This window comes from Brucella pseudogrignonensis, from assembly GCF_031454375.1.
Lineage (GTDB): Bacteria > Pseudomonadota > Alphaproteobacteria > Rhizobiales > Rhizobiaceae > Brucella > Brucella pseudogrignonensis_A.
Genome location: NZ_JAVDQT010000002.1, coordinates 588,124 through 601,870, shown reverse-complemented (window position 1 = coordinate 601,870; position 13,747 = coordinate 588,124). Strand labels below are relative to the sequence as shown.

The following is a 13,747-nucleotide window of genomic DNA, read 5'->3' as shown; positions in this document are numbered from 1 at the left end:
CGGTCAATTTATTATTCCAAAGGTTGGGAACCAATGATTTCTACCCACGTTATTGCGGCAAGTTGAATGCTTTTTGGGAACGCAAATGCCTATTCAAACAATTTCGGTTGATAATTTTTACTACCTCTCCGAACAACAAAATGGCCTATGGGAAGTCCGGGAAACAGTCACCAATCAACCGGTATCGCTGAATGGTCAATTTTGTTGTTCGCTCAAAAAGCGGGATGCGGAAGAACTGATTGAGTATCTGAATGGTTTGGATGCGTCGCTTGCAGCATGACTATCCGGCCCCCTTCGGAGCTTGCCATGCGCTGCCACAGTTCACGAGTAACATGCGTCTTATTATTGAGATATTACTGAGGATCGAAGCAGTGCATATGAAATTTATTTATAGATGTAGAGGGTAAAAATTGAGCAGATTGCCACAGCGGATCTAGATGTGGCTACGCGAATTGAGGGGCGAGACCAGAGAAGCGTCAAGGGGTACAATACTCGTCTCGATCAGGTTCTTGCTGTACTGGCGCAGGATAAAAAATAGCCCCGCTGCACTGAATAGGAGCGGGGCTGTTTTTTATTTTGGCAAGTTGGCTGCAGCTTGTTTAATGGTGCTAGCCATCATTTCACAAAGCTTCGCTTCATCAATGCCCTGAGTCTTTGCTGACGTTTGAATGTCCTGCTCCATGCCCATAGCTGAAACTTTTCCTTCTTTACCGAGGGCTTCAGCTGCATCGCCCTTAGATACGTCAGCGGGAGTTGGAACTAGCGTCATCAACTTTGCCTGAACTTCGATTGCGCTGCCGTCAATAAATCCCTTTTCTTGGCAGTATGAGAGCACGCCAAGCTGATTGCGCGCGGCATTGTAAGCCATTTCCATCTGTTCAGGCGTTGGCTGTTGAGCAAATGCGGAAGTCAATGTTGTTCCGGTAATTGCTGCTGCAATAATTAGACGGCGCATATATTTCTCCATTTTTTGCAGTTGTAGGTATCATTTTCTAATGAGCTAAATATATGGCCGCAACCTATTGATGATGTTTGGTGGAACAAGTTTCATTAAAGCTTGATATTCAAACTTTACGCCAATGTTCACACCATAGTAAACTTCGCGGAGAAATTTATACTCAGGGAATGGAAGCCTTTATTTCTGCTATAAGAAATTGACATGCCGCAATTTAAAATAAGCTTTTGACACTTCCTTGTTGATCAGCATCTTTGGTGGCTCTCCGCGGGATATGCTCATTTTGTAAACACAGTCGGCTTCCAGCCGCGAGCGAAGCCCATCGACATTGCAAGGCTGGCGTATTCGATTTCTTTGACGAGAAAGTCGCGGTCTTTCAAAAGCGCTTCAATTGCCGCTCGCACGTCGCCTTTGTGATAGGCGAGGACGAGTTCAATTTCGTTGTCGTATTCATTTTCTTGCGTAACCGCATTCATTGTACTGCTCCATTAAAAAGCAGATACACACGCCAACCGTATATCTGTGTTTGTCACGACCGCCATCGATGTTCTTATTTTGTTCATGCCAATGAAAGAGTCAAGCATGTTGCATTCCATGTTGCATGGATTTGCCGGGTTTTTTTGTAACCAGTTGTAATTGCAGGGAATCTACTTGTGACAAGATGCAACATGAAATCAGGCCGATAATGGCCCGTGATCTATTTTAACATATTGTTTTTGTTGGATAATTTTTTTGGAGGCCTCACCCGGAATCGAACCGGGGTGCAAGGATTTGCAGTCCTCTGCGTAACCACTCCGCCATGAGGCCATCCGAAGAGCGGTGTCAAATCAGTCAGTCCACTCTTGATGAGTTCCAATATTGATCCAGACACGCTTCGTCAAGCGGTTACCGGCGATTGTGTGATTTTTCTCCAAGGCTTTCTAATTAAATGTCTTAATTGCAATTATTCTTCAGGTTCGCGATCCGAAGGTGTTTGTGGTCGTGCGAGATTGCCTTTGGAAAAGGTATAGCCGGTTTCCACGGCATTACGCCCAAATTTGTTGCGTAGGCTATCAATCGCGCCTTCCGCCACCGCGCGCTTTGTGGCTGCCGTATCAACCAGATCAGGTGGATCGGCGCGGTCGTCGGTTGATAATTCGCCTACACCAATTCCCAGTAGTCTGAATTTGGTGCCATCCAGTTCTTTTTCTAAAAGCTGAAGACCTGTGCGGAAAATGCGATCCGCAAGCTGTGTGGGGTCTGCGAGCTGGCGATTACGGGTGCGTAGCTTGAAATCCTGCGTCTTGAGTTTGAGGATGACTGTGCGGCCCGCAATGTCAGCATTTTTAAGACGATGCGAAACCTTTTCCGACAATGCACGTAGGACAGGTACGAGATCGCTTTCTTGCGAGAGGTCTTTGTTGAAGGTGGTTTCTGCCGAAACGCTTTTCATGTCATGTTCCGGTTCGACTTTGCGGCTGTCTTGTCCTCGCGACAGTCTGAAAAGACGCTGGCCCATCGTGCCGTAAGCCTTCATCAGCGAACCTTCATCCATTGTCTGCAATTGGCCGATTGTACGAATGCCATCGCTTTCCAGCTTCGCATTAAATGATTTTCCAACGCCCCAAATCATGCTGACCGGCTTATCGCGCAGAAAATCTAGTGCCTCGGCTTCTCCGATAACAGAAAACCCACGTGGTTTTTGTAGATCAGAGGCGACTTTGGCGAGGTATTTGCAATACGAAAGTCCGACCGAAATTGTGATGCCAATTTCGTCTTCGACACGTTTGGCAAAGCGAGCCAGAACCAGCGCGGCAGGTGCACGGTGCAAGCGTTCGGTGCCGTCGAGATCAAGGAATGCTTCATCAATAGAGATCGGTTCGACGAGCGGCGTGAGTTCATGCATCAGTTGTCGAACTTCACGGCCTACACGTGCGTATTTTTCCATGTTGGGTTTAACAACCACGGCGTCAGGGCAAGCTTCCAGCGCTTTGAACATCGGCATGGCGGAGCGCACACCATGAATGCGCGCAATGTAACAGGCGGTTGAAACAACGCCCCGCGTACCGCCTCCGATGATGACTGGCTTGTCGCGAATATCGGGATTGTCGCGCTTTTCCACAGAAGCATAAAAAGCATCGCAATCAACATGGGCCAGCGAGAGTTTGTATAGCTCTGCATGACGTACAAGCCGCGGACTGCCGCACGCACTGCAACGTCGCGTCGTTGCAAGCTTTTGCAGCGATAGGCAATCGCGGCAGAAACCTTGCTCCGAATGATTTGCGGCATATGAATCGGTCATAGCTGGATGCTGCTTTGTGAACATAAAAGGAACATCGATTTATAGCATTAAACCACAGTAATACCATCGTTACTCGGTCACACTGTCAGTTGTGCACTTGACATTGCCAAGGATATCACCAAGTTTAGCAATATGAACAACCGTTTCGCATCCATACTCCATCGGTTCCAACCGATCATGGGATAGCAACCCTCGAGTCCTGCTTAGCGCAGAGGATTCCGGGGGACGGTTTGCCGCTTGCCAGCAAGCGGAATTGTTAAAAGCGCTTTCTTAAAAAATAATCAGTTATTCCGGGCGAGAATCGTCGCGGAGAGCAATCATCACTAGACAGCAGTGAGCGAACGTCATGAGCGTAAAGAACCGTAAGAAGCCAAAGATCGTCGTAAGCGACATCGATAATGAACGCCTGACAATTCTGGCCGGTAACGTCTCCGAAAAACTGGAAGAAGTTGCTGAGGAACTGTTACAGGAGCTGGATCGCGCAAAGGTTGTTCCGCAGAAGAAGCTGCCGCTTGATGTTGTTTGCATGGGCTCGACAGTGGAGTTTCGCTCTAATGATGGCCATGAGCGGAAAGTAACACTGGTCTATCCGGGTGAAGCAGATATTGCGCAGGGTAAGATTTCGATTCTTACACCGATTGGTACCGCGCTTATCGGCTTGACGCCCGGTCAGTCGATGTCCTGGACAGCACGTGATGGCAAGGCACATGAGCTTAGCGTTCTGAGTGTTTCTCAGGCCGCATCTGCGAGTGCTTAATAAACATAATTGAATATCGGAAGTGATGAAGCCCCGGTTTTCCGGGGCTTTTTGTTGAATTATTCGTAGAGGGCAGCCGCCAGCTTACGGATCGCTTCGGCTGTGCGTGGGCCAAATCCCAGCATGTAAGGCCCTTCAAGAACAACCAGTGACTGACTGCGTGCAGCGGGAGTCTCTTGTAATGCTTTATGCGAGAAAACATCCTCGCGTGTTGGCCCGCCTGCACCATCGGACAGCATGAGAACTACATCCGGTTCGGCCTTGACCAGCCATTCTTCCGATACTGGCTTATATCCGGAATAAATAGACAAAGGATTCGTCCCGCCAGCATAGCGAATAAACGCATCTGCCGCTGTGTCGCTTCCGGCACCACTCAGCCTTGCAAGACCGTGGAAAAAGACGACTTTTTTCTGCTTGTCCGCTGAAATCTTTTTAGCATAGGCCGTGGCTGCATCGAAATCATCTATAACCGTCTGTGTCAGAGCTTCACCCTGCTTTTCAACACCGAGCCGTTTTGCTATCAGCCCAATTTTTTTGATGAGCCCCTCGCGGCTGTTGTCAACGGGCACATAAAACACTTCGACCGCTGATTGGTTGAGCACATCGGTTGTTTCAGGTGGCCCGATATCTTCAGAAGCTATGATGAGATCGGTGTTAAGCGCCAGAATGCCTTCGGGCGACAGACTGCGGCGATAGCCTACATTGGTCTTGTTCGCCGTTTCAGCGGGATATTTGCTGCTGCGATCAACCGCGATGACTTTATCGCCAGCGCCAAGAGCGAATATGATTTCCGTCACGTCAGGGCCAAGTGAGACGATGCGTTTTGCTTCATGGCTTTCGGCAAATGCAGTCTGTGGTGCGATGCAAAGAATTACGAGCACCAGCAACGATTTTGCGACTTTACCCAAAGGTGAAACGCGAATACCTGATATAAAATGCACTTCGGCCTGATCCATATTATTGTATGATAGATCAGAGAAATCTATTTAATATGAGTAAAACAATCAAGTTAAATCATGTGACATTATCACGTGTTTTAACCGGCGCGAGCCTTCGATTTGCGTGGCGAATACTTTTTTACAAGACGGAAGCTCTGCTTTGTCGACGGGCGTTCAGAATGGTCCACCAAAGCTGATAACGCACGTGCATAATCAAGGACAAGTCCGGGTGTCCATGCCATGGATTCAGCGCGTTTTCGCATAAGTCCTGCAGCCCATAATTCTGGAAATACAATGGCTTGCAGTGCCTTGAAGACAGGCCATCTGTGTTCGCGATAAACACCTTCAAGTGCGGCATCGAGCGCGTCTGCGACAGCGCTTGAGCAGTTTCTGTTCGTCAGATTATAGGTGTCATTTGCGCGATAGTGTTTCCAAAAACGGCGCAGGCGTGCTGCGTCAATATTATTGATTTCCACTTTTACAGTTGATGGACACCAATCGTTGGATTCAAACTCATAACTTGGCAAAAAGCGGCCGGGAACATTATTGTCTGGTGTCGCGCGCAGTGTGCGCGTGAATTCATCCGGATTGCGGTCAATTTCGGCTGCCGGATAGTGACTGATATAAACATCGGGTGCCATTTCCAGTGCAGAATGCCCTGTCGAGATCACACCATTATTATCAACTGCCGCTATGTAGCGGTTGATTGCACGCTGTCGCAGCGACGTCATTGCTGTACCGGTCGGCGTCCAGACGTGGACTATAAGCTTTTTACGGTTGCGCGCAGTTCGTTTTTTATAAATCTGTGCGGCGCGATAATTGAAGGGATTTCTACTCAAAATGCTTGTTAACGACGCGTCTGCCTCCAGACGTTTAATTCGGAACGCAATGTTGAGCAGACCAATACCAGTCAAAACAAGTACAGCGCCGACATTCACGCCGACAGTTCCAGCATACCATGTCGGCCAAGGTTGAAGTGTGAAAATTGCTATCAGAACTTCAACAACGCCACCGATGAGGCCAACTTTCCAGCGCGGATAACGGACAACCCAAGCACTGCCAATACGCACAACGCCGTCAATAAAGAAGCATAGGCCGAATAGAACTGCGAGTGCGAAGTTACTGGCTGGAGTAGAGGTAAGGATTAATATGCTAACGCCCGACAGAGCAACGCCTTGCACGATACGCATTCTCCGTGCCGTGCCTTGGCTTGCAATCGCTGCGAAGAGGCAAAGTGCGGCCTCTGGAAGCAGAAAATAGCCAAAAATACGTGTTGGGATAAGGGTTTTACCGTCCAGCGCATCAATGATGATCAACGCGCCGCCGATAATCCATAGAGCGGATACGACCAGCAAGGTTCTCCAGTGTCGCTGAATAATCTCGCGACCTAACAGAAGAAATAGTATCCGTATCACCCTACAACTCCGTCAACATTCAGCACATCTTTATTAGACGCAATAAATAGGGTGTTTCAATTTAAAATGAGTTTAAATTAGCTGTTCATGAATATTTGATCGGATTTTATTCTGTAAACAAAAAAAGCCCCGAAAGCGGGGCTTTGATTGCTCGTTACCGACGTTAGGTTATCGCGCGCGCGACCCATATTAATATGCATGCTCCGATGAAACCGGCAACCAGATACCCAAGCCAGCCACCGAATGACACACCCAGAAGGCCGAATAAAAAGCTGGCAATGCCAGCGCCGATGATGCCCAAAATAATGTTCATGAATATGCCTGTGTTGCTATTCATGAAATTGGAGGCAATCCAACCTGCAAGACCACCAATAATGATTGCTGCGATCCAGCCTACACCTGCTTCACCCATCGTTATCTCCATAACCCATAAGATAAATATGGATATGTATCAGTTTGGATGTTTGACAAGAGGCAGTAAAGCTTGCGCTTGAGGACGGGCAGGGGTTCAAGACCACTGCCCAATTCTGTTCGATATTTAGAAAGGCCAGGCGCGCTGGGGGCCGCGCATTTGTTCGAAAGCTGTTGCCATTTGCAACACGCCGAGATCATCAAAGCGACGGCCAGCAATCTGTAATCCGATTGGCACGCCAGCACTATCATAACCACAATTGACAGAAATCGCAGGCTGTTCGCTCATATTGAACAACAGCGTAAAGTTGATGTGGGATTGTGCACCCTCAACAGTATTGTTGTTTGGATAGGTCCATTCTGCTGGGAAGCTGACATTGGGTGAAATTGGCGTCAGAACAAAATCGTAATCAGCAGTCGCCGCGACCGTCTTTGACCTGATCTCCAGCGTCATCAGGTAATTGCGGAAAACTTCTTCCCCTGTTTTTCCAAGGCCGGATTCAGCCCATTCACGCATGATGGGTAGGATTTTTTCACGTGTTTGCTCTGGAAGGGCCTGCACATCTAAACCGGATCTTGTGCGCCAGAAATGATCCAGACCACGAAGCATTTCGGGTGTCATCCAAGGTTTTAAAAGTTCGACATGTGCACCGGCATTTTCGAACAGTTTGGCAGCCTCTGTGACAGCAGCGGTTACTTGCGGATCGACAGCCATTCCACAGCCCGGATCGAGAAGAAGGCCAATCTTTAAGCCACGAACGCTACGCTCAAGATTCAACCAATCAATGTCGGCTTCTGGGAGGCTCATGTGATCGCGACTGTCTGGCTGGGACAGAATAGCCATGGCCATTGCGGCATCGTGAACGCGTCGTGTCATTGGACCTGCGGCACGTCCCATAAAAGGTGGCTCGATAGGAACGCGCCCCAAGCTGGGCTTGTGACCAACCAGACCGCACCATGCAGCTGGGAGGCGAACGGAGCCGCCTATATCGGTTCCCAGATGAATGGGGCCATAGCCCGCGGCACCCGCTGCGGCAGCACCTGCACTTGATCCGCCGGGGTTCTTTTCAAGGTTCCAAGGATTGCGGGCGAGTTTATGAAAGCTCGATGTGCCGGATGATGCCATCCCGAAATCTGGCATTGTTGTTCTTCCAAGAAAAACGGAGCCAGCTTCACGGAGGCGGGCGGCAGGTGGTGAATCTGCCGTCTTCGGTGTCATGTCGCCGGAAGCTGTGCCCAGCGGCATCGGCACGCCCTTGGTAGCAATGTTTTCTTTGAGTGTTACGGGAACGCCATCCAGCGATACGCCCTTCACCCGAATTGGTTCTCCTGCTTTCCAGCGTGCTTCAGATGCGCGTGCTGCCTCTAGGGCGCCTTCGGCATCAACGAACCACATCGCATTCAATTGTGGTTCGTGTTGCTCAATATGTTCAATAACCGCTTTAGTAACTTCAACAGGCGAAAAGGTTCCGGCTTCGTAGCCGTCGATCATTTCCTGAGCGCTGAGTGCATTAAGTTTTGTCATGATTATGTTTGATCCAGTCTAAGGAAAAGTGGAATTCAGTTGAGCGGCGCTTCGGTTGTCGTCGTGCCAAGCTCACGGAAGTGGGCAAAATCCCACTGCCTGCCGGGCGCTGCATCAATCAGGCTGCGCGTATAGGCGTGTTTGGGTTCGGAAAGCACATTGATGGCGGTGTCATACTCAACAATGCGGCCATGCTGCATAACCAGAACATCGTCACAGATTTGCGCGGCAACACGCAGGTCGTGTGTGATGAAAAGGATTGAGATGCCAAGCTTTTCCTGCAATTCATCGAGCAGTTGTAACACCTGTGCCTGAACCGAGACATCAAGCGCAGAAACCGCCTCGTCAGCCACGAGAACATCAGGTTCCATGGCAACAGCTCGTGCGATGGCAATACGCTGGCGTTGACCACCGGAGAACTGGTGCGGGTAACGATCGATAGCATCTTCCGGCAACCCAACCAGTTGCAGCAGTTCCGTAGCGCGTTTTGTTGCTGTGCTTTTATCAACGCCCATATTGACCGGGCCTTCAACAAGGCTTCGACCAATCGTCCAACGTGGATTCAGTGAGCGAAACGGGTCTTGAAAGATAATCTGGATATGCTTGCGGTAAGGTTTCAGCTGTCGCTGCGATAGCTTGGCTATGTTGTAATCGGAAACCTTAATGTCGCCTGCCGTAGGATCGATAAGACGCATTACACATCGGGCAACGGTCGATTTGCCCGAGCCGCTTTCGCCCACGATGCCAAGTGTTCGACCGCGCTTAATTGTGAAACTTACATCGCTTGCAGCGAATGTATGCTCGCCTTTAACGAAAACCTTGTGCGTTCCGTATGCCTTTTGGAGATCATCGACCTGAAGGGCTAGTTCATCAGAAGCAGTTGCACGTGCTGCGCGTGGCGTCAGGCTCGGTACAGATTGCAGCAGTTTTTTCGAATAATCCTCCTGTGGGGAGCGCAACAGTTTTTCGACTGGTGCGTGTTCAACCACATTGCCGTTTTTCATCACATGAACAGTGTCGGCAATCTCTGCTACAACGCCCATATCATGCGTAATGAAAAGAACGGCGGTGCCGTGCTTTTCTTGCAGTTCCGCAATCAGGCTGAGTATTTGCTTTTGCGTGGTAACATCAAGCGCGGTCGTCGGCTCATCAGCAATCAGCAATTGCGGTTTAAGCACAAGCGCCATGGCGATCATGATGCGCTGACGCTGACCACCAGAAAGCTGATGCGGATAGGAGCGATAAACGCGATCAATATCGGGCAGATGCACCTGTTCCATGATATTAAGAACACGTGCTTTCCGCTCGCTGGATGACAGATTCAAATGCGTACGGAGCACTTCTTCAATCTGTTCGCCGACGCGCAAAACCGGATTGAGTGCTGTCATCGGCTCCTGAAAGATCATCGAGATTTTCCGGGCGCGAATGGCACGCATTGCCTGTGGTCCGAGATCAAGAAGGTTTTTGCCTTCCAGATTAATCTGACCACCAGTGGGTTCAAGCGCACCTTTTGGCAAAAGCCCCATGATCGAAAGCGATGTGACGGACTTGCCCGATCCGCTTTCTCCGACGAGACAGACTGTCTCGCCTTTTCTGATTTTCAGCGAAATGCCATTGAGAACAGGCTTGGCATTGCTGTTGCCAGCAAGCCTGACCGTCAGGTCAGATATTTCGAGCACTGTGGGTGCATTGTCAAAATTACGGTTCTTGAAAATCATGATCAGCCCTCGCGTTTCTTAAGACGTGGATCGAGCAGATCACGCGCTGTATCGCCCAGAAGGTTGATGGAAAGAATGCACAGCGAAAGCAGCAATCCCGGCCAGAAGATCAGCGATGGCTTAAGCTGAAAATACAGTCTGCCTTCAGCCATGATGTTGCCCCATGTCGGAATTTCGGTCGAAATGCCCGCACCCAGGAACGACAGAATAGCTTCTGTGAGAATAGCAGATGCACAGACATAGGTGGCCTGAACAGTCAGCGGTGCCAGTGTGTTTGGCATCAAATGCTGCCAGATGATTTTTGGCATTGAAGACCCAAGCGAAAGGGCAGCTTCAATATAAGGTTCTTCGCGGGCTGAAAGCACAATGGAACGTACCAGACGGACAACGCGCGGAATTTCTGGAATGGTGATCGCCGCCAGAACGGAGCCGATACTTGCGCCGTTTAGCGCGATCAGTGCGATTGCCAGCAAGATGGACGGTATCGCCATCAGGCTATCCATAACACGCATAATGATGGCATCAGCAACGCGGGAGAAGCCCGCAATCAGACCAATGATCAGCCCAAGAAAGATGCTGACAATTGCTGCACCAATTCCGATGAGCAACGATACACGACCACCCATCAGCACGCGTGACAAGAGATCGCGACCATAACCGTCTGTACCCAGCGCATAGGTTTCTGAAGGTGGCTTCAGACGCTGCAACGCATCCATTGTCATGGGATTATGCGGGACAATCCACGGCGAGATTACAGTCATAACGACGAGAAGGATGAGCACTGCGGCTGCAATTATCGGGCCAATGCCAAGCCGGGTTGCCTTTGAGAAAGACAGAGCGCTCAGCAGCCATTGCAGGCGTGCTGCTGGTTGTAGAGTGGCTGACATTAGTAGCGTATCCTTGGGTCAAAGAGCGTGTAGGAAAGGTCAATCAACAGATTGACGAACACGTAAAGCGCACTGGTAAGCAGGATCATTCCCTGAATAACCGGATAATCGCGTGCGAGAACGGCATCCACCGTCAAACGTCCAATGCCGGGTATATTAAAGACGCTTTCCGTCACAACCACGCCGCCGATCAGCAATGCAAAGCCTGTTCCTATAACCGTGAGGATAGGAACTGCCGCATTACGCAGTGCATGATGAAAAAGAACGATTTTTTCGCGCACACCCTTAGCGCGGGCGGTGCGGATATAATCCTCACCCAGCACTTCAAGCATAGATGCGCGGGTCATGCGTGCAATAAGCGCGACATAAATCACAGCCAGCGTGAAACAGGGGAGCGCTGCACGAGAAAGGAACTTGCCAAAGTTTTCTGTCGGAGCGGTATAGCCCTGCACCGGGAACCAGCGCAGATCAATGGCAAAAAACTGAATGAACAGATAGCCGATGACGAAAACTGGTATCGAAAAGCCCAAAACTGACAGCGTCATGACGCCGTAATCGATCCATGTCCGATGCCGCCATGCAGCCAAAATTCCAAGCGGGACGGCAATGGCAACGGACAAGAAGATCGTCATCAAAGCGATGTTCAAAGTCGGCCACATACGCTGACTGATCATCGTGGTGACCGATGTGCCGGAAATAAGTGACGTGCCCAAATCACCCTGAAACAGATGGCCAACCCAAGTGAAAAACTGAACATGAAGCGGCAGGTTCAACCCCAGCGACTCTCTAATGCGATCGAGCTGCTCTGTCGTTGCTGAATCACCGGCTATGATCGCGGCGGGATCACCGGGTGTCAGACGCAGAAGGAGGAAAACAAAGATCGCAACGATTGCCATCACAGGGATGACGGCAAGAATGCGACGCAGGATAAAACCAAACATCGGGTTGTCCTTGTCGAAATTTCAGGCGAAAGAATGCGAACCGGAGAAGTATGAACTTCCAGATCAAACGCATTCAGGTTCATGAGAGCAGTATAGTTTGGGTTTGACGGCGCTGAACGTTGCGCCATCAAACTGAATCTAAATCGAGGCGAAGGCTATTCGACTTTTTTCACGTTCCAGAATACCTGCACTGGAGACATAACCATATCTTCCAGCACCTTGCGGCGGGCATGCGGCGAGAAGAACTGACCAAGCGGCACATAGCTCACATTATCCATCGCATGGATCTGGATCTTCTTGGCGATTTCTTTGCGCTGCTCAGGTGTCGTCGCATCAATGAATTCTTCGCGCAAAGCTTCGATTTCATCATCCTTCGGCCAGCCAAACCATGCCTGATCACCACGACCATTCAACATTGGGCTGATCAACGGATTATCGACTTCTGGCACGATCCAGTTCGTAAAGAACATGTTCCAGCCGCCTTCGCTTGGCTTGCCCTGATTGGCGCGGCGCGTAACAATTGACTGCCAATCCATTGGCTGCAAGTCAACGGTAAAGCCTGCCGCACGTAGAGCCTGCGCTGCAACGATTGGCTGAGATGAAGTCACGCGCACATCGGTAGCCTGAAGAATAACGACCGGCGTGCCATCATAGCCCGACTCTGCGAGGAGTTTCTTAGCACCTTCAATATCACCGCCATTGATCAGCGTTTCGCCGCCGGTTTCATCACCCAAAGGTGTTCCGCAACCAAAGATCGCGCCACAAACCTTGTAGTAGTCGGGGTTGCCGACGATGTTTGCGAGGAAGTCCTTCTGGCTAAGCGCTTTCATCGCTGCCTGGCGAACACTCTTGTTATCAAACGGCGGATGCTTGAAGTTCATTCGAGCAATGGCCTGATAGCCCAGATCATCGCGAAGCTCGACAGCAACATCATCGCTGGTCTCAAGGATTGGTAGCAGGTCGACAGGAACCTGATCAATGAAATCGACTTCGCCCGACATGATCGCATTAACTGCGGTTTGCGAGTCCGCCATTGTAAGCCAGTTGACCTCGTCAACATTGACTTTTTTTCCGCCAGCCATCCAGCTTGGCGGCTCGTCACGCGGCACATAGTCTTCAAACTTCACATAGGTGGCACTAACGCCTGGCTGGAATTTCTCGGTAACAAATTTGAATGGACCAGAACCGATATATTCGGTGATTGCGGTATCAGCAGGTGTTGCAGCGATACGCGCAGGCATGATGAATGGAGGCAGGGCGGACTGTTTTGCAATTGTATCGAGAAGCGGAGGGAATGGCTTGCTAAGCGTCCACACAATCGTCTTGTCGTCTTTTGCTTCAAGGCTGTCTGTGAGCTTGAAAATTGTCTGGCCACCGGAATCGCGCTGTCCCCAACGCTTTAGTGAAGCAACTGCATCCGCAGCCGTTACCGGCGCGCCGTCGTGGAACTTCAGGCCGTCGCGCAGGGTAAATGTATAGGTCTTATTGTCATCGGATACTGTCCAGCTTGCCATCTGTGGCTGTGGCTGAAATTTGTCATCAACGGCAACCAAAACGTCATAGATCATATAAGCGTGGTTGCGCGTAATGTGTGCGGTGGTAATTACCGGATCAAGGACGCGCAGTCCTTCCATGACGGCCGTGATGGTTTGCGCCTGAGCTGGCAGACAAAATGCTGAGCCAGCAAGCAAAACAGCCGCCATGCCCGCAAAGGTTGACCGCAAGCGGCTCATGCCGCGATTTGCATAGCCTTTAGCTTTCAGCGATGGCTGAGAATTCTTTTCATAAAGCATTGCTTTTCCCATTTGCAGATGATGTTCCGTTGTTTTTTCTTGCAGCAATGATGCTGACCGGTGGCTTTGACATCCAACCTTTTCACTCGCGTCGAAGTTAGGACTTGTTCCGCGCATTCTTTCCTC

At 50.1% G+C, this 13,747-nt stretch carries 13 protein-coding genes and 1 tRNA gene; 2 read left to right on the top strand and 12 right to left on the bottom strand.

Going from position 1 to position 13,747, the window contains the following annotated elements; genetic code table 11:
• Positions 1–85: 85 nt before the first annotated feature.
• Positions 86–280: a hypothetical protein gene (locus J2782_RS10600; protein ID WP_310012136.1), complete on the top strand. Its 195-nt coding sequence runs from the start codon at positions 86–88 to the stop codon at positions 278–280.
• A gap of 291 nt (positions 281–571) precedes the next feature.
• Here the strand turns inward: J2782_RS10600 and J2782_RS10595 are convergent, their stop codons facing one another.
• The 4 genes from J2782_RS10595 to J2782_RS10580 all read right to left on the bottom strand — a co-directional run bounded on the left by J2782_RS10595 (position 572) and on the right by J2782_RS10580 (position 3,236).
• Complete coding sequence (locus J2782_RS10595) at positions 572–967, bottom strand: pore-forming ESAT-6 family protein (protein WP_310012133.1); 396 nt, start codon at positions 965–967, stop codon at positions 572–574.
• Positions 968–1,233: 266 nt separating this feature from the next.
• On the bottom strand, positions 1,234–1,431 hold the full coding sequence (locus tag J2782_RS10590; RefSeq protein ID WP_310012123.1) for a hypothetical protein: 198 nt from the start codon (positions 1,429–1,431) through the stop codon (positions 1,234–1,236).
• Positions 1,432–1,688: 257 nt separating this feature from the next.
• Positions 1,689–1,762: transfer RNA gene (locus tag J2782_RS10585), tRNA-Cys, on the bottom strand.
• Positions 1,763–1,898: 136 nt separating this feature from the next.
• Positions 1,899–3,236 (bottom strand): DNA polymerase IV, encoded by a 1,338-nt coding sequence (locus tag J2782_RS10580; protein WP_310012118.1) that lies wholly within the window; start codon positions 3,234–3,236, stop codon positions 1,899–1,901.
• Between the two features lie 346 nt (positions 3,237–3,582).
• On the opposite strand from J2782_RS10580, the gene rnk reads away from it, so the two are divergent.
• A complete protein-coding gene (gene rnk, locus J2782_RS10575; RefSeq protein ID WP_310012112.1) occupies positions 3,583–3,993 on the top strand; it encodes a nucleoside diphosphate kinase regulator in 411 nt (136 codons plus the stop codon).
• 59 nt (positions 3,994–4,052) lie between these two features.
• Here rnk and J2782_RS10570 read toward each other — a convergent pair whose 3' ends face one another.
• The 8 genes from J2782_RS10570 to J2782_RS10535 form a co-directional block, all read right to left on the bottom strand.
• Complete coding sequence (locus tag J2782_RS10570) at positions 4,053–4,934, bottom strand: heme/hemin ABC transporter substrate-binding protein (RefSeq protein WP_310012110.1); 882 nt, start codon at positions 4,932–4,934, stop codon at positions 4,053–4,055.
• Between the two features lie 95 nt (positions 4,935–5,029).
• On the bottom strand, positions 5,030–6,286 hold the full coding sequence (locus tag J2782_RS10565) for an HdeD family acid-resistance protein (RefSeq protein WP_310012109.1): 1,257 nt from the start codon (positions 6,284–6,286) through the stop codon (positions 5,030–5,032).
• Positions 6,287–6,509: 223 nt separating this feature from the next.
• On the bottom strand, positions 6,510–6,758 hold the full coding sequence (locus J2782_RS10560; RefSeq protein ID WP_310012108.1) for a GlsB/YeaQ/YmgE family stress response membrane protein: 249 nt from the start codon (positions 6,756–6,758) through the stop codon (positions 6,510–6,512).
• 126 nt (positions 6,759–6,884) lie between these two features.
• On the bottom strand, positions 6,885–8,282 hold the full coding sequence (locus J2782_RS10555; protein ID WP_310012107.1) for an amidase: 1,398 nt from the start codon (positions 8,280–8,282) through the stop codon (positions 6,885–6,887).
• A gap of 35 nt (positions 8,283–8,317) precedes the next feature.
• Positions 8,318–10,000, bottom strand: a complete 1,683-nt coding sequence (locus J2782_RS10550) for an ABC transporter ATP-binding protein (RefSeq protein WP_310012106.1) — start codon at positions 9,998–10,000, stop codon at positions 8,318–8,320.
• Positions 10,001–10,002: 2 nt separating this feature from the next.
• A complete protein-coding gene (locus J2782_RS10545) occupies positions 10,003–10,887 on the bottom strand; it encodes an ABC transporter permease (protein ID WP_310012105.1) in 885 nt (294 codons plus the stop codon).
• Positions 10,887–11,828, bottom strand: coding sequence for an ABC transporter permease (locus J2782_RS10540; RefSeq protein ID WP_310012103.1), 942 nt, complete (start codon positions 11,826–11,828; stop codon positions 10,887–10,889). The genes J2782_RS10545 and J2782_RS10540 overlap by 1 nt, the downstream gene beginning before the upstream one ends.
• 155 nt (positions 11,829–11,983) lie before the next feature.
• Positions 11,984–13,621, bottom strand: a complete 1,638-nt coding sequence (locus tag J2782_RS10535) for an ABC transporter substrate-binding protein (protein WP_310012101.1) — start codon at positions 13,619–13,621, stop codon at positions 11,984–11,986.
• Between the last annotated feature and the right edge of the window lie 126 nt (positions 13,622–13,747).

Bases quoted from the DNA above. Each gene is read 5' to 3' on its own strand.
- J2782_RS10600 (WP_310012136.1), top strand. From the start codon at position 86: ATGCCTATTCAAACAATTTCGGTTGATAATTTTTACTACCTCTCCGAA.
- J2782_RS10595 (WP_310012133.1), bottom strand. From the start codon at position 967: ATGGAGAAATATATGCGCCGTCTAATTATTGCAGCAGCAATTACCGGA.
- J2782_RS10590 (WP_310012123.1), bottom strand. From the start codon at position 1,431: ATGAATGCGGTTACGCAAGAAAATGAATACGACAACGAAATTGAACTC.
- J2782_RS10580 (WP_310012118.1), bottom strand. From the start codon at position 3,236: ATGACCGATTCATATGCCGCAAATCATTCGGAGCAAGGTTTCTGCCGC.
- rnk (WP_310012112.1), top strand. From the start codon at position 3,583: ATGAGCGTAAAGAACCGTAAGAAGCCAAAGATCGTCGTAAGCGACATC.
- J2782_RS10560 (WP_310012108.1), bottom strand. From the start codon at position 6,758: ATGGGTGAAGCAGGTGTAGGCTGGATCGCAGCAATCATTATTGGTGGT.
- J2782_RS10555 (WP_310012107.1), bottom strand. From the start codon at position 8,282: ATGACAAAACTTAATGCACTCAGCGCTCAGGAAATGATCGACGGCTAC.
- J2782_RS10550 (WP_310012106.1), bottom strand. From the start codon at position 10,000: ATGATTTTCAAGAACCGTAATTTTGACAATGCACCCACAGTGCTCGAA.
- J2782_RS10545 (WP_310012105.1), bottom strand. From the start codon at position 10,887: ATGTCAGCCACTCTACAACCAGCAGCACGCCTGCAATGGCTGCTGAGC.
- J2782_RS10540 (WP_310012103.1), bottom strand. From the start codon at position 11,828: ATGTTTGGTTTTATCCTGCGTCGCATTCTTGCCGTCATCCCTGTGATG.
- J2782_RS10535 (WP_310012101.1), bottom strand. From the start codon at position 13,621: ATGCTTTATGAAAAGAATTCTCAGCCATCGCTGAAAGCTAAAGGCTAT.